This is a genomic window from Nonomuraea dietziae (assembly GCF_014195505.1).
In the GTDB taxonomy this organism is placed as follows: Bacteria; Actinomycetota; Actinomycetes; order Streptosporangiales; family Streptosporangiaceae; genus Nonomuraea; species Nonomuraea roseola.
Map to the genome: position 1 here is coordinate 7519788 of NZ_JACIBV010000001.1, position 14664 is coordinate 7534451.

14 protein-coding genes are annotated in these 14664 nt (G+C 70.1%); 11 read left to right on the forward strand and 3 right to left on the reverse strand.

Annotated elements, in window-relative coordinates; translation table 11 throughout:
• The first annotated feature begins 43 nt into the window (after positions 1-43).
• The 10 genes from FHR33_RS35880 (at position 44) to FHR33_RS35925 (ending at position 11363) form a co-directional block, all read left to right on the forward strand.
• Entirely contained in the window at positions 44-1315 is a 1272-nt protein-coding gene (locus FHR33_RS35880) for an extracellular solute-binding protein (protein WP_183657489.1), read from the forward strand.
• 61 nt (positions 1316-1376) lie between these two features.
• Positions 1377-2663: a Gfo/Idh/MocA family protein gene (locus tag FHR33_RS35885; protein ID WP_183657492.1), complete on the forward strand. Its 1287-nt coding sequence runs from the start codon at positions 1377-1379 to the stop codon at positions 2661-2663.
• 3 nt (positions 2664-2666) lie between these two features.
• A complete protein-coding gene (locus tag FHR33_RS35890) occupies positions 2667-3794 on the forward strand; it encodes an alpha/beta hydrolase family protein (RefSeq protein ID WP_183657494.1) in 1128 nt (375 codons plus the stop codon).
• Positions 3785-4801 carry a LacI family DNA-binding transcriptional regulator gene (locus tag FHR33_RS35895; RefSeq protein ID WP_183657496.1) on the forward strand — a complete coding sequence of 339 codons (1017 nt, stop codon included), beginning with the start codon at positions 3785-3787 and terminating at the stop codon, positions 4799-4801. Before FHR33_RS35890 ends, FHR33_RS35895 begins: the two co-directional genes overlap by 10 nt.
• 56 nt (positions 4802-4857) lie before the next feature.
• A complete protein-coding gene (locus FHR33_RS35900; protein ID WP_183657498.1) occupies positions 4858-7359 on the forward strand; it encodes an FtsK/SpoIIIE family DNA translocase in 2502 nt (833 codons plus the stop codon).
• 77 nt (positions 7360-7436) lie between these two features.
• Positions 7437-8207: a helix-turn-helix domain-containing protein gene (locus FHR33_RS35905; RefSeq protein ID WP_183657500.1), complete on the forward strand. Its 771-nt coding sequence runs from the start codon at positions 7437-7439 to the stop codon at positions 8205-8207.
• A gap of 56 nt (positions 8208-8263) precedes the next feature.
• On the forward strand, positions 8264-9673 hold the full coding sequence (gene rimO, locus FHR33_RS35910; RefSeq protein ID WP_183657502.1) for a 30S ribosomal protein S12 methylthiotransferase RimO: 1410 nt from the start codon (positions 8264-8266) through the stop codon (positions 9671-9673).
• Positions 9670-10242: a CDP-diacylglycerol--glycerol-3-phosphate 3-phosphatidyltransferase gene (pgsA, locus tag FHR33_RS35915; RefSeq protein ID WP_183657505.1), complete on the forward strand. Its 573-nt coding sequence runs from the start codon at positions 9670-9672 to the stop codon at positions 10240-10242. Before rimO ends, pgsA begins: the two co-directional genes overlap by 4 nt.
• 4 nt (positions 10243-10246) lie before the next feature.
• Complete coding sequence (locus FHR33_RS35920; protein WP_183657508.1) at positions 10247-10750, forward strand: CinA family protein; 504 nt, start codon at positions 10247-10249, stop codon at positions 10748-10750.
• Positions 10751-11006: 256 nt separating this feature from the next.
• Positions 11007-11363, forward strand: coding sequence for a helix-turn-helix domain-containing protein (locus FHR33_RS35925; protein ID WP_183660494.1), 357 nt, complete (start codon positions 11007-11009; stop codon positions 11361-11363).
• 13 nt (positions 11364-11376) lie between these two features.
• Here FHR33_RS35925 and FHR33_RS35930 read toward each other — a convergent pair whose 3' ends face one another.
• Together FHR33_RS35930 and FHR33_RS35935 are read right to left on the reverse strand one after the other, a co-directional pair.
• Positions 11377-12156, reverse strand: coding sequence for a DNA-formamidopyrimidine glycosylase family protein (locus tag FHR33_RS35930; protein ID WP_183657511.1), 780 nt, complete (start codon positions 12154-12156; stop codon positions 11377-11379).
• Positions 12143-12745, reverse strand: a complete 603-nt coding sequence (locus FHR33_RS35935) for a TetR/AcrR family transcriptional regulator (RefSeq protein ID WP_312895872.1) — start codon at positions 12743-12745, stop codon at positions 12143-12145. Before FHR33_RS35935 ends, FHR33_RS35930 begins: the two co-directional genes overlap by 14 nt.
• A 325-nt stretch (positions 12746-13070) precedes the next feature.
• Between FHR33_RS35935 and FHR33_RS35940 the strand changes: the two genes are divergently transcribed.
• Positions 13071-14282: an MFS transporter gene (locus FHR33_RS35940; protein WP_183657514.1), complete on the forward strand. Its 1212-nt coding sequence runs from the start codon at positions 13071-13073 to the stop codon at positions 14280-14282.
• Here FHR33_RS35940 and FHR33_RS35945 read toward each other — a convergent pair.
• Entirely contained in the window at positions 14213-14662 is a 450-nt protein-coding gene (locus FHR33_RS35945; protein ID WP_183657517.1) for an RrF2 family transcriptional regulator, read from the reverse strand. The two genes, FHR33_RS35940 and FHR33_RS35945, sit on opposite strands and share 70 nt — an antisense overlap.
• Positions 14663-14664: the final 2 nt, after the last annotated feature.

The window sequence follows — 14664 nt, forward strand, 5'->3', positions numbered from 1 at the left end:
TCCTCTTCACCCCCTGCGAACGATCAAGAGGAAGGACGGAGAGATGCGCTCTCTCAAGACCACGGCTCTGCTCGCGGCGGCCGCGATGGCACTGGCGGCCTGCGGCGGAGGCGGCAGCGGCGGCGACGCCTCCGGCGACAAGGTCAAGCTGCGCTTCTCCTACTGGGGCAGCGACTCCAGGCAGAAGCTCACCGAGCAGGTCATCGCCGCGTTCGAGAAGAAGAACCCGACCATCGACGTGGTCGGGGAGTTCTCGGACTGGCCCAGCTACTACGAGTCGCTGGCCACCAAGGTGGCCGCCAACGACGCCCCCGACGTGATGACCATCGAGATCCGCGGCCTGGCCGAGTACGCGGGCCGCGGCGCGCTCTCCGATCTCACCGGCAAGGTCAACACCGCCGACCTCGACCCTCAGGTGCTGGCCTCGGGCAGCGTCGACGGCAAGCAGTACGCCATCCCCACCGGCGTCAACGTCTTCTCGATGCTGGCCAACAAGGCGACCATCGAGAAGGCGGGCCAGAAGCTCCCCGACGACAAGACCTGGACGTGGGACGAGTTCGTCAGCCTCTCCCAGAAGATCACCGCGGGGGGAGACGGCTCGGTCTACGGCGCCGAGTACAACTTCAACCCCGCCTACCTGACCATCTTCGCCGCGCAGCGCGGCGAGAAGTTCTACGACAACGGCAAGATCGGCATCACGCCCGACACGCTCAAGGCGTGGTGGGCGACCTTCACCAAGCTCATCGAGACCAAGGGGTCGCCCGACGCGGCGAAGATGGGTGAGATCGCCGCGGCGGGCCAGGAGCAGTCGCTGATCGCCACCAACAAGGGCGCCTTCGGCATGTGGTGGAGCAACCAGCTCGGCGCGATGGCCAAGTCGTCGGGGCAGGAGCTGACCCTGCTGCGCCTGCCGAAGCTGCCCGACGCGACGAACGCCGGCATGTTCCTGCAGCCCGCCATGCACTGGACCGCCTCCAGCAAGAGCGAGCACGCGGCCGAGGCGCACAAGTTCATCGACTTCCTGATCAACGACCCCGAGGCGGGCGGCCTGCTGCTGAGCGACCGCGGACTGCCGATCAACTCGAAGGTCCTCGAGGCGATCAAGAGCAAGCTGCCCCCCGCCGACCAGCAGACGCTGACCTTCCTCGACTCGGTCAAGAGCGAGCTGTCCCCTGTGGTCGTGCCGCCCAAGGGCGGCTCGAAGATGGAGGACATCCTGAAGCGCTACTCCGAGGCCGTGACGTCGGGCCAGCAGAGCCCCGACGAGGCCGCCACCAAGCTGCTCGAAGAGGCCAACGCGGCCCTGGCGGGCTGACGATCACCTTCACCGCCGTACGGCTCGCTCGAGCCGTACGGCACACCCATCGGGGAGACAGATGAGATACGGCATCGCAGGACTCGGGCACCGCGCCCAGATGTACGTCGGCGCGCTGACGGGAGACTGGAGCGACACCGGCGAGATCGTCGCCTTCTGCGACACCAACCAGACCAGGATGGACTACTACAACGAGCTCGTGGGACGGCCGGTGCCGTGCTTCGGGCCCGATGACTTCGCCGCGATGCTGGAGCTGTGCGACGCGGTGATCATCACCACCGTGGACGCCACGCACGCCGCCTACGTCTGCGCGGCGCTGGACGCCGGCAAGCACGTGATCGTGGAGAAGCCGCTCACCACCGACGCCGCAGGCTGCGCGGCGATCGCCGCCGCCGCCGAGCGGAGCACGGCCTCCCTGATCGTCACCTTCAACTACCGCTACTCGCCGCGCAACTCCGCGGTGCGGCGCCTGCTCATGGACGGCGCGATCGGCGAGGTCACCTCCGTCCACTTCGAGTGGGCGCTGGACACCATCCACGGCGCCGACTACTTCCGCCGCTGGCACCGCGACAAGGCCATCTCGGGCGGCCTGCTGGTGCACAAGTCCACCCACCACTTCGACCTGGTGAACTGGTGGCTGGCCGCCGCCGCGCGCAGCGTGTACGCCCAGGGCGAGCTGCGCTTCTACGGGGCGCAGAACGCCAAGGCCAGAGGCATGACGGCCAGGCCCGAGCGCGCTCATGGCGCGCCCGAGCTCGGCAGCGACCCCTTCCTGCTCGACCTGTCCGCCGACCCGAGGCTCAAGCGGCTCTACCTGGACGCCGAGCACGAGGACGGCTACCTGCGCGACAGGGACGTCTTCAGCGAGGGCATCACGATCGAGGACAACATGGCGGTCCTGGTGCGCTACGACAGCGGCGCGATGCTCACCTACTCGCTGAACGCCCACGCGCCGCACGAGGGCTACCGCGTCGTGTTCAACGGCACAGGAGGCAGGATCGAGCTGGAGGTGTGCGAGCGGTCGTGGACCTCCCCGCACGCCGCGATCGACCCGAGCGCCTCGTCGAAGGAGCACGCGGCGGACTCGTGGGAGCGGCTCACGCTGCACCGGCACTGGCAGCAGCCCGGCGAGATCCCGATCGAGCAGGGCGAGGGCGGGCACGGCGGCGGCGACAGGCTCCTGCTGAACGACCTCTTCCGAGGGGCGGGCGACGACCCCCTCGCCCGGCAGGCCGGCTACGTCGACGGGATCCGCAGCGTCCTGGTGGGCGCGGCGGCCAACGAGTCGATCCGCTCGGGCAGGGCGGTCCTGCTGGCCGAGGGCGGCACGCGCATGGCTGACAGCTGAGCCGTGCCCGGCCCTCTCGACTCGAGTCGCCTGCGACACCTCGGCGACTTCTCCGGGCTCGCCGAGATCGCCATGACGCAACGGCAGCTGTTCCCCCCACCGGCCCCTGACCTGCGCGACAGGGCGCGCGACGCGCTGGGCGTGCTCGCTCTGACCGCCGCGCACGTGCGCACCGAGCGAACCTGGACGGCGGGCGAGCTGTCGGGGGAGGAGGTCTCGTGGGAGGTCGGATTCGGTCCGAGGACACACGCCTACGTGCTGCGCCCGAGGCGCGCCGCGGACGGCGTGCTGCCCGGCGTCGTCGCGCTGCACTGCCACGCGGGGATGAAGTGGGCGGGCAAGGAGAAGATCGCCGACGGCCCCGAGGGTCCCTCACCCGAGGTCGCCAGGCTGAGAGCCACGCTCTACGACGGCAGGGCATGGGCGGCGGAGCTGGCCCTGCGCGGGTTCACGGTGCTGGTGCCCGACGTGCTCGGCTGGGGCAGCCGCAGGTTCCCCGCCGCCGACATGCCGGACGGCGTGCCGGACGACCTGGACGCGCCGCTCAGCGAGGCCGACCGTTACGACGTGGCGGCCGCCCGCCACGAGCACGTGCTGGCCAAGTACTGCACCGTGCTGGGCACCTCGTACGCGGGCGTCGTCGCGGGGGAGGACCTCGCCGCGGCGGCCTACCTGCGCTCGCGTCCCGACGTCGGTGCCGTCGGCTGCGCGGGCCTGTCGGGCGGCGGGCTGCGGGCCGCGCTGCTCGGAGCCTTCGACCCCGACGTCGAGGCGGTGGCGGTGGTGGCCATGATCTCCTCCTACCGCGACCTGCTCGACGGCTTCGTGGCCCGCCACACCTGGATGTTGTACCCGCCGGGGCTGTCCCGGCTGTGCGATCTTCCTGACCTGGTCGCGAGCGGCGCTCCGAGGCCGTTGCTCGTCTGGTACGGCGAGCGCGACGAGATCCTGCCGCTGAGCGGGATGCGGCGGGCACATGCGATGATCGCGGCACACTATCGGCGGGCTCCGGCCGGCTACACAGGGGTCTTCGCCGACGCGGGGCACAGCTTCGGCCTCGTCGCGCAGGAGCGGGTCTTCGGCTGGCTCGCCCGCCATTTGAAAGCAGACGGAGGTACGGCGTGGCGGTGACGATCAGGGATGTGGCGCGGGCGTCGGGGGTGCATGTCTCGACGGTGTCGCGGACGTTCTCGGCTCCGCATCTGGTGAACGCGGAGACGCGTACGCGGGTGTTGGCGGTGGCTGAGGGGTTGGGGTATCGGCCTAATCGTGCGGCGCGGGCGTTGACGACGGGGCGGACGCATAATTTGGGGTTGATTGTGGCGGATATCGCGAATCCGTTTTTTCCGCCGTTGATCAAGGCTGCTCAGGCTCAGGCGCGGGAGCGGGATTATCACGTGTTCGTGGCGGACACCGATGAGGATCCGTTGTTGGAGCAGGAGTTGATCGAGACGTTGTGCAAGCAGGTGGATGGGGTGTTGTTGTGTAGTCCGCGGTTGTCGAATCGGGTGATCGAGCGGTTGCGGGCGCAGGTGCCTTTTGTGGTGGTGAATCGTCGGTTGAAGGGTTTGACGACGGTGTTGATGGATGTGGGGCAGGGTGCTGGGGTGGCGGTGGAGCATGTGGCGGGGTTGGGTCATCGCAGGATGGCGCTGCTGACAGGCCCGCAGTCCTCCTGGACCAGCGAGGAGATGCTGGCCGCCGCCACGCTCGCCGCCCGCGAGCGCGACATCGAGCTGGTGGTGATGGGGCCGAACGAGCCGACCGAGCAGGGCGGCCTGGCCGCCGCGCGGGCGGTGGCGGCCTCGGGTGTGACGGCGGTGCTGTGCTACAACGACCTGGTCGCGCTGGGCCTGATCGAGGGGTTGAGGGAGCGCGGGGTGGACGTCCCCGGTGACGTGAGCGTCATCGGCGTGGACGACAGCCTGCCCGGCAGGCTCAACAGGCCGAAGCTCACGACGATCACGATGCCCACCGCCGCCGCGGGCCGCATGGCCGTCGATCTGCTCCTGGCCGCTGTCAACGCGGGTGACGCGGGCACGCCCACGCTCGCCAGGCTGGAGACCCACCTGGTCGTACGCGAGTCGACCGCAGCGCCCGCCCGTGACGGAGGACGCTCCATCCTGACCCCGACATAAGGGATATCGGCGAGCCTCCACGCCATCGCCCCCGTCTCCGACGTACCTTTGGCATCATGGCCACCCGTACGCCGAAAAGCGCATCGAAGGGGCCGGCGAAGCGGTCGACCTCGTCACGCTCGACTCCGGCCAAGCGGACGACCGCCCAGTCCTCCGCGAGACCCAAGGCGAAGACGACGGCGTCGGCCCGCAGACCCCCCGCCACCCACCAGGACCCGATCAGCTGGGTCTTCACCATGATCGGCAAGCTGATCGTGGGGCTGTGGATGCTGGTGGCCAACGGCATAGGAGGAGCCGCCAGAGCCCTGGGCAACCAGGCGCGCGAACTCGACCCCGTGCACAGACGCGACGGCGTGGGGCTGGCGGTGCTGGCCGGCGCCATCGTGCTGGCCGCCATGACCTGGCGACAGTCCAGGGGCGCGGTCTCCGAAGTCGTCAACGCCGTCGCGCACGGCGTGTTCGGCTCGCTGGCGTGGGCGATCCCGCTGCTGCTCGGCCTGCTGGCCTGGCGCTTCCTGCGCCATCCCGACCAGAACGCCGACACCGGCCGCATGGTGATCGGCTGGGGCGCGCTGCTGACCGGCGTGCTCGGGGTCATCCACGTGGTCAACGACGTGCCGTACCCGGCGGGTGACTCCACTGACGGCATGGACAAGGTGTCGGCCGCCGGTGGCATGGTCGGCTTCATCGTCTCGGCCCCGCCCGCCAGCATCCTGCCCGCGTGGGTGACGATCCCGCTGCTGCTGCTCCTGTCGGGATTCGGCGTGCTCGTGATCACCGCGACGCCCGTGCACAGGATTCCCGAGCGGCTGGGCGAGCTGCGGCACATGCTGTTCGAGAAGAGCGGCACGCCCAAGCAGGGCGAGCAGGTCAGGAAGCGGGTCAGGAGCAAGAAGCCCGACCTGCCCGACGGCGTGAAGCCGTACGACACACCGGTGATCGCCGAGAAGGACAAGCACTCTCCCGAGATCGTGCCCGGCCTGGTGGACGACGAGCCGCAGGAGGCCCCCGAGCCGCCGAAGCCGGTCGTGGCCGCGGCGCCCGAGCCGACTCCCGCGCCGCGCAAGGTCGAGCAGCTGGTGCTGTCGCCGCAGGCGGGGCCGTACATCCTGCCCGACCTGCAGTCGCTGAGCGCCGGCAGCGCGCCCAAGCAGGAGACCAAGGCGAACAAGACGGTGGTCAACGCGCTGACCAGCGTGCTGGAGCAGTTCACCATCGACGCGCAGGTGATCGGCTTCACCAGAGGGCCGACCGTCACGCGCTACGAGATCGAGCTCGGCCCCGCCGTGAAGGTGGAGAAGGTCACCGCGCTCACCAAGAACATCGCCTACGCGGTCAAGTCGGCCGACGTGCGCATCCTCTCCCCGATCCCCGGCAAGTCGGCGATCGGGGTCGAGATCCCGAACGCGGACAAGGACCTGGTGGCGCTCGGCGACGTGCTGCGCTCGCAGGTCGCGCAGGCCGACCACCACCCGATGATCGTCGGGCTCGGCAAGGACGTCGAGGGCCGCACCATCGTGGCGAACCTGGCCAAGATGCCGCACCTGCTCATCGCGGGCGCGACGGGCGCGGGCAAGTCCGTCTGCGTCAACGGCCTGATCACCTCGATCCTGCTGCGCGCCACGCCCGACGAGGTGCGCATGGTGCTGGTCGACCCCAAGCGCGTGGAGCTGTCGGTCTACGAGGGCATCCCCCACCTGATCACCCCGATCATCACCAACCCGAAGAAGGCCGCCGAGGCCCTCGAGTGGGTGGTGGGGGAGATGGACCGCCGCTACGACGACCTGGCCGCCAGCGGCTTCAGGCACGTGGACGAGTTCAACAAGGCGGTGCGCGCGGGCAAGCTGGTGCCGCCGCCCGGCAGCGAGCGGGTCTACCAGCCCTACCCCTACCTGCTGGTGATCGTCGACGAGCTGTCCGACCTCATGATGGTCGCCCCCCGCGACGTGGAGGACTCCATCGTCCGCATCACCCAGCTGGCCCGCGCGGCCGGCATCCACCTGGTGATCGCCACCCAGCGGCCCTCGGTGGACGTGGTCACCGGTCTGATCAAGGCCAACGTCCCCTCCCGCCTGGCCTTCGCCGTCTCCAGCCTCACCGACTCGCGGGTCATCCTCGACCAGCCCGGCGCCGACAAGCTGATCGGCCAGGGCGACGCGCTGTTCCTGCCGATGGGCGCCAGCAAGCCGATCCGCCTGCAGAACGCCTTCGTCTCCGAGAAGGAGATCGCCGGGATCGTCGCGCACTGCAAGCAGCAGATGCAGGCCGAGTACCGCGACGACGTGGCGGCGGTCGCGGTCAAGAAGGAGATCGACGAGGAGATCGGCGACGACCTCGACGTGCTCATCCAGGCCGCCGAGCTGATCGTCACCACCCAGTTCGGCTCCACCTCGATGCTGCAGCGCAAGCTCAGGGTCGGCTTCGCCAAGGCGGGCAGGCTGATGGACCTGCTGGAGTCGCGTGGCGTGGTCGGGCCGAGCGAGGGATCCAAGGCTCGCGAGGTGCTGCTGAAGCCCGACGATCTGCCCGGACTGCTGGCCGACTTGCGCGGGGAGTGACCCCTGCGCACCCTTGCCCCCGGTTACTGATTGAATATGGGTAACTACGCAACGTCGGGGGCGGGGAGGCGTTCGTCGTGAACGAACAGACCATCGGAACGGTGCTGGCCGAGGCCAGGCACACGGCAGGGCTGACTGTCGCGCAGCTGAGCGGCGTCACGAAGATTCGAGAGGCGCTGCTGTACGCCATCGAGCGGGACGACTTCTCACTGTGCGGGGGCGATTTCTACATCAGGGGCCACATCAAGGCCATCTCCAAGGCGGTCGGGCTCGACCCCGAGGCCATGGTCCATCTCTACAACGAACAGCACGGCGGGCTGCCGAGGCCGGTGAAGGCCGCGACCGTCTTCCAGAGCAGCAAGGGCGTCAAGCTGCGCGAGCGCGGCTCACCCAACTGGACCATGGCGCTGGGCGTCGCGCTGGCCATCGTGGTCGTCTTCGGGGTCGTCAAGGTCATGGGCGGCACGGGGCAGATCCCCACGGCCGAGATCACACCCGTGTCCTCCTCGGGGCCGACCGTGCCGCCGAACGCGCCCATCCGGCCTGCTCCGGCGCGCCGTACGGCGGCGCAGTCGACGCAGAACGACAGCGACCTCGTCGTGGTGAAGGTGAAGGCGAACCGCTCGTCCTACATCAACGTGCGCGACTCGGAGGGCAAGCGCCTCTTCGCCGGCACGCTGAGGGCGGGCAGCAGCGACACCTGGACGGCCAAGACGGGGCTCAATCTGGTGCTGCGTGACGCGGGGGCGGTCTCGCTGCAGGTCAACGGAAGGAACCTGGGCACACCGGGAGCCAGCGGCGAGTTGGTCAGGCGCTCCTACGGTCCGGCGACGCCTCGTCCGAGGTGACTAGTGCGGGGGAGGTGCGACGGTAGTGGCCAAGTGCCGATACCGTAGTGTCCACCATGTCATCCCGCCGAACCGTATCGCTGATCACTCTGGGCTGCGCGCGCAACGAGGTCGACTCCGAGGAGCTCGCCGCGCGACTCGACGCTGCCGGTTGGCAGCTGGGTGACGACGACCCAGACGTCGTCGTCGTCAACACCTGCGGCTTCATCGACTCGGCGAAGAAGGACTCCATCGACACGCTGCTGGCCGCGGCGGACTCGGGCGCCAAGGTGGTCGCCGCGGGCTGCATGGCCGAGCGCTATGGCAACGAGCTGGCCGAGGCGTTGCCCGAGGCCAGCGCGGTCATCTCCTTCGACGACTACACCGAGATCGGCGAGCGCCTCGACGACGTGCTCGCCGGCAAGGCGCTCAAGCCGCACACGCCGCGCGACCGCCGCACGCTGCTGCCCATCTCGCCCGTCGAGCGCGCCTCAGCCGCCAAGACCAACATCCCGGGCCATGGCGACCTGCCGGCGGGCCTGGCGCCGGCCAGCGGTCCTCGCGTGCTGCGCAAGCGGCTCGACGAGAGCCCTGTGGCCTCGCTGAAGCTGGCCTCGGGCTGCGACCGCCGCTGCTCGTTCTGCGCCATCCCCGCCTTCCGCGGCGCCTACGTCTCGCGTGCGCCCGAGGAACTGCTCGCCGAGGCCGACTGGCTGGCCCACCGCGGGGTCAGGGAGCTGGTCCTCGTGAGCGAGAACTCCACCTCCTACGGCAAGGACCTGGGCGACCTGCGCGCCCTGGAGAAGCTGCTGCCGCAGCTGGCCGCCGTCGAGGGCATCGAACGGGTGCGCGCCAGCTACCTGCAGCCCGCCGAGCTGCGCCCTGGGCTGCTCGACGTCATCGCCGCCAGTGAGGGCATCGCGCCCTACTTCGACCTGTCCTTCCAGCACGCCAGCGGCACCGTGCTGCGCAGGATGCGGCGCTTCGGCGACCCCGAGCGCTTCCTCGGCCTGCTGGAGCAGATCAGGGCCAAGGCTCCAGAGGCGGGCGTGCGCTCCAACTTCATCGTGGGCTTCCCCGGCGAGACCGACGAGGAGTTCGGCGAGCTGGTCGGCTTCCTCGAGGAGGCCAGGCTCGACGTCATCGGCGTCTTCGGCTACTCCGACGAGGACGGCACCGAGGCGGCGACGTTCGAGTCGAAGGTGGCGCAGGAGGTCGTCGACGAGCGGGTGCGCATCCTGACCGAGCTGGCCGAGGAGCTGACCTCCCAGCGCGCGGAGGAGCGCATCGGCACCGAGGTCGACGTGCTGATCGACGAGGACCTCGGCGACGGCGGCTACGAGGGCAGGGCCGCCCACCAGGGCCCCGAGGTCGACGGCTCCGTCACCGTGCAGGGCATCGGTCTGGTTCCCGGCCAGATCGTCAGGGCGGTCGTGATGGACGCCGAGGGGGTCGATCTGATCGCCCGGATCAAGGCCGGTCCATGACCCCTGACGAGCGCCGCGTGGTAAGTCCGTGGAACATCGCCAACGTCCTCACGGTCCTACGGTTGGCGCTCGTCCCCTTCTTCGTGATCTGCCTGTTCCTGCCGGGCGACGGGTGGCGGGTGGCCGCCCTTGTCGTGTTCGGCGTGGCCTCGCTCACCGACCATCTGGACGGCGAGCTGGCCAGGCGTTACCACCTGATCACCGACTTCGGGAAGATCGCCGACCCGATCGCCGACAAGGCGCTCACCGGCGCGGCGCTGGTGAGCCTGTCGGTACTCCAGGAGCTGCCCTGGTGGGTCACGCTCGTGATCCTCGCCCGCGAGCTCGGCATCACGGCGCTGCGGTTCGTGGTGATCAGGCACGGGGTCATACCGGCCAGCTACGGCGGCAAGGTCAAGACCGCCCTGCAGATCGCCGCGATCGTGCTCTACCTCCTGCCCGGGGTGCCGGACGTGCTGCGCTGGGTGGTCATGGGGGCCGCGCTGGTCGTGACGGTCGTCACGGGAGCCGACTACGTCGTCCGCGCGATCAGGCTGAGGCAGGTGGCCAAGCGGGCCAGAGCGGAGTGAGCCGATGAGAACCGACGTGCTCGGCGCCGAAGGCGTCATCCGCCTCCTGATCGGCCAGGGCGCGACGCTCGCGGTGGCCGAGTCGCTCACCGGCGGTCTGCTCGGGGCGACCTTCACCGCGATGGGCGGCGCCTCCGCGGCCTTCAGGGGCGGCGTCATCTCCTACGCCACCGATCTGAAGCGCGAGCTGCTGGCCGTACCGGGAGAGCTGCTCGAGAGGGAGGGGGCGGTGCACCCCGAGGTGGCCGCGGCGATGGCGCGGGGGGTGGCCAGGCTCTGCGGCGCCACGTACGGCCTGGCGGTCACCGGGGTGGCAGGACCCGACCCGCAGGACGGGAAGCCGGTCGGCACCGTTCACGTGGCGCTGAGCGGCCCTGAGGGCCAGATCTGGCACCGCGAACTGGCTCGCGGAGGGTCGCGAGGACGCATCAGGGAGAGGACCGTGGACGAGGCTGTAGATCTCCTCGCAGGTGTGCTGAAGGCGAACATGGGGGAACATTCCGGGTGATTACCGTGTTACGTCCCGAGCGAACATGCGAACCACGGTCTGACGCGGTGTCGGTGGATACAGGTACGGTGGAGCTGTGAGTGAGGTCCGTGAGCCATCTGCAAGCCCCGCGAGCCAGGCTGGCGGGCCCAACGATCCGCGCAGGCGCCCGATGATGACGGCGAGGAGTATGTACGAAGCGAAGAAGAAAAACGGGCGGCACGATCCGATCGCGCATGGCACGGTGAAGACCACCGCGCCGGGGAGGGAGCGACAGATGATTCTGCTGCGTCAGCTTCTTGGAGACGTTCTGAGGCGGCTGCGGGTGCGGCAGGGACGCACCCTTCGCGAGGTGTCGACGCTGGCGCGCGTGTCTTTGGGCTACCTGTCCGAGGTGGAGCGTGGTCAGAAGGAGGCATCCTCCGAGCTGCTTGCCTCGATCTGTGGTGCTTTGGGTGTCCCCCTGTCGCAGGTGTTGCGTGAGGTTTCCGACCAGTTCGCGCTGGCGGAGCTCCAGGCCGCTCCTGTGCTCGCGGACGTTCCCGAGCGCGAGCGCCTGCCGCTGTCGGAGACAGTGCCAGGGTCGATCTCCGACTCGGTCTTCCCCGAAGTCAAGGACATGGTCGCGGCCTGAGCGCCGGTGGGGCTCAGTCCCGCTGGCAGTGGTCACACCACAGGATGAGGCGTTCCTGCGGTCGTGATCCCATTTCTCCTCGCCTGATGCGAGATCCGCATCGGCGGCAGGGTCTGCCTGCCCTGCCATAAACCCACGTCTCGTAGCCACGGCGGCGATCACCCGTGGTGACCGTGCTCGCGTGGTGCTTGTTGGCCTCCAGCAGCCGCCGCGCCAGCGAGACCAGGCCGTCGAGGTCATCGATGCCCCCGACGGGACGCCAGGGCGACACCCCCCTAAGAAACAGTGTCTCGGCGCGGTAGATCGTGCCTATCCCTGCGAGATTGCGCTGGTCGAGCAGCGCCTCCCCGATCGTCGTGTCCTGATGCTCCCGCAGCCGCCGCACCGCCTCCGCCTGATCCCAGCCAGGGCCGAGCAGATCGGGGCCGAGGTGGCCGATCACCGTGTCCTCCCTCTCGGTCCTGAGCAGATCCACCATGCCCAGCCTGACACCCACGGCCTGCCACTCGGCGTTGGCGAGCACGAGCCTGACCAGGTCACCGCCCGGCATGCGGCGGCCCTCCGGCATGACCACCCAGCGGCCGTCCATGCGCAGGTGCGTGTGGATCGTCAGGCCGCCCTCGACCCTGGTGAGCAGGTGCTTGCCGTACGAGGTGGTCTCCAGGACCGTACGGCCGGTCAGATCGGCGGTGGCGTGGCGCGGCACCCGGAAATCGGACCTGGTCAGCGCGCGGCCGTCGAGCGCCTCCCGCAGCCGTCGCGCGGTCCTGTAGACGGCGTCACCCTCGGGCATGCGCGCTCACCCACGTGTCCACGAGCGCGGTGAGTTCGTCGAGGGCTGCCTCCACCCTCGGACGGTCCCCGGTCGTGAGGAAGTCGTTCATCAGCCCCGCGTAGGCGGCGTTGACCAGCGTGGAGATGCGCAGCGCGTCGGCCGAGGGGACACCGCGCTCACACAGCAGCTCTGCCACGAACGCCGACCGGTCGGCCAGCAGTCCTGGCACGTGTCCCGCGAGACGGCCCCCCGCAGCCAGTCCCTCGATCTCGCGGATGAGCCTGGCGACGGGGAGGTTGTCCTCCTGGAGCTGCCAGTCCCATGTGCGCCTGACGATCGTGCCGACGCTGTCGTCGCCCTGCCATCCTGGGAGCTCGCGCAGCCAGGCGCGGTGGCGGGCGTCGAGGCGCTCCATGGTCGCCGACAGGAGCTCCTCCTTGTCGGCGAAGTGGTGGGTGAGAACCCTGGTGCTCTTGCCCAGGTGCTCGGCCAGCGGACGCATGGACAGCGTCGACAGGCCATGATCGGCCAGGTAGTCGACGATGGAGTCGAGCAACTCGGCCCGCCGCCGTGGATCCGCCGTCCTCGCCACACCCTCCCCCTTCACCGCACGCCTCCTCGGGCCTTGTGAGCTTCCAGTCTCTCGCGCCCCTGGGAAACGCGCGCCCCTGGGAAGTGCGCACCCGAGACAGCCGCGCCTCCAGGAATGCGCTTGTGAAATCCGCTCCTTCAGGAAATCCGCTCCTTCAGGAAGGCCGCTTCTCCGGTAAGCCCGCCCCTCCAGTAAGCCCGCTCCCCTAGGAAGTCCGGGCCCCGGGAAGCGAGCCCCCGCGGGAGTGGGGGGCCTCGGCAGGGCCTCTCGTTCGCGGAGCAGTATGAGGGTGACGAGTGTTACCTTATAGGGAAACGCTCGTTACCCTTATGGAGGCATCATGAGCCGCGCCTGGCCGGCGGCGCTGGTTTTCACCACGTTCACCTTCGCCACCGACGACTACGTGGTGGCCGGGGTGCTGCCTGAGATCGCCGCCGCCCTCAGGGTGAGCGAGGCGGCGGCCGGTCAGCTGGTCACCGCCTTCTCCCTGGCCTTCGCGCTGGCCGCGCCCGTCGCCTCGGTCGTGACCGCCACCTGGCCGCGCAGGAGGCTGATGTTCTGGGCGCTGCTGGTGTTCACGGGGGCCAACGGCGCGGCCGCCCTGGCGACGTCGTACGCCGCCCTGATGGGGCTCAGGGTCCTGGCGGCGCTGGCGGCGGCCGCCGTCGTGCCCGCGGCGTACGCGATCGCCACCTCCCTGGCTCCTGAGGGCAGGCAGGGCCGCTATCTGGCGCTGGTGATGGGCGGGCTCACCGGTTCACTCGTGCTCGGCGTGCCGATCGGGACCTGGGTCGGCGGCGCGTACGGCTGGCAGGCCACCTTCGCACTCGGCGCGCTGATGGGTCTGATCTCGCTGGTGGCGGTGATGGCGACGCTGCCCGACGCGCCCGCTCAGCCCGCCATGCCGATCAGGGCCCGCCTCGCGCCGCTCGGCAGGGCGCCCGTGCTCGCGGGGCTGTTCGGCGTGACGGCCATCGTCCTCGGCAGCATGATGGTCATGACCTACCTCGCGCCCTTCCTCCGCGACCTGGCGGGCACCGGCCCCGCCGAGCTCGGCGTGGTGTTCGCGGTCGCGGGCGTGGCGGGACTCGCCGGTGGGCAGCTCGGCGGCAGGGCCGCCGACAGGTGGGGCGCCGACAGGGCGCTCCTTGTCGGGGTCACGGCGTTCACCGTCGTGATGGCCGCGTTCGTCGCCTGCTGGCTGCTGCGCCCGCTGCCGCTGCTCGGGCTGCTGCCGCTGCTGCTGGTGTGGGCCGTCGCCTCGTGGTGGATCCCGCCGCCCGCGCAGGCGCGCCTGCTGGCGCTGGCGGGAGAGGCGGGACCGCAGGCGCTCGCGCTCAACAGCAGCGCCGTGTACGTGGGGGTGTCGGCGGGCGGCGCCCTGGGCGGCCTGCTGATCGAGGGGTACGGCCCCGGCGCGCTGCCGGTCGGCGCCGCCGCCGCGGAGCTCGTGGCGTTGCTGTCGTTCTGGTGGGCGAGCCGTCAGTCCCAGGCGGCGGGGTCGGCGGCGAGCGAGCGGACCCGCTCGGGCAGCGCGCCGGTGGCGACCTGATCGAGCGTGACCTCCTCCAGGATGGCCCGCTCGGTGGCGCGCAGGGCGATCCATACCTGCTGCAGCGACTCGGCGGGCCCCCGGTAGCCCACGTGCTCGGGACGCTCGCCCCTGACGTTGGCCAGCGGGCCGTCGACCGCGCGGATCACGTCGGCCAGCGAGATCTCCGCGGCGGGACGCGCGAGCACGTAGCCGCCCTCAGGCCCTCGCTGCCCGCGCACGAGCCCCGCGCGGCGCATCTGGAGCAGGATGTTCTCCAGGTACTTGGGCGGCATGTCCTGCTCTTTCGCCAGCTCGCCCACGGTGGTCGGGCCGGCGCCTGCTGCGGCGAGTTCAGCGGCGGCACGGAGGGCGTAGTCGACACGAGCGGAAAGGCGCATGT

Coding starts and splice junctions, on each gene's coding strand:
- FHR33_RS35880 (WP_183657489.1), top strand. CDS start 44: ATGCGCTCTCTCAAGACCACGGCTCTGCTCGCGGCGGCCGCGATGGCA.
- FHR33_RS35885 (WP_183657492.1), top strand. CDS start 1,377: ATGAGATACGGCATCGCAGGACTCGGGCACCGCGCCCAGATGTACGTC.
- FHR33_RS35900 (WP_183657498.1), top strand. CDS start 4,858: ATGGCCACCCGTACGCCGAAAAGCGCATCGAAGGGGCCGGCGAAGCGG.
- rimO (WP_183657502.1), top strand. CDS start 8,264: ATGTCATCCCGCCGAACCGTATCGCTGATCACTCTGGGCTGCGCGCGC.
- pgsA (WP_183657505.1), top strand. CDS start 9,670: ATGACCCCTGACGAGCGCCGCGTGGTAAGTCCGTGGAACATCGCCAAC.
- FHR33_RS35920 (WP_183657508.1), top strand. CDS start 10,247: ATGAGAACCGACGTGCTCGGCGCCGAAGGCGTCATCCGCCTCCTGATC.
- FHR33_RS35925 (WP_183660494.1), top strand. CDS start 11,007: ATGATTCTGCTGCGTCAGCTTCTTGGAGACGTTCTGAGGCGGCTGCGG.
- FHR33_RS35930 (WP_183657511.1), bottom strand. CDS start 12,156: ATGCCCGAGGGTGACGCCGTCTACAGGACCGCGCGACGGCTGCGGGAG.
- FHR33_RS35940 (WP_183657514.1), top strand. CDS start 13,071: ATGAGCCGCGCCTGGCCGGCGGCGCTGGTTTTCACCACGTTCACCTTC.
- FHR33_RS35945 (WP_183657517.1), bottom strand. CDS start 14,662: ATGCGCCTTTCCGCTCGTGTCGACTACGCCCTCCGTGCCGCCGCTGAA.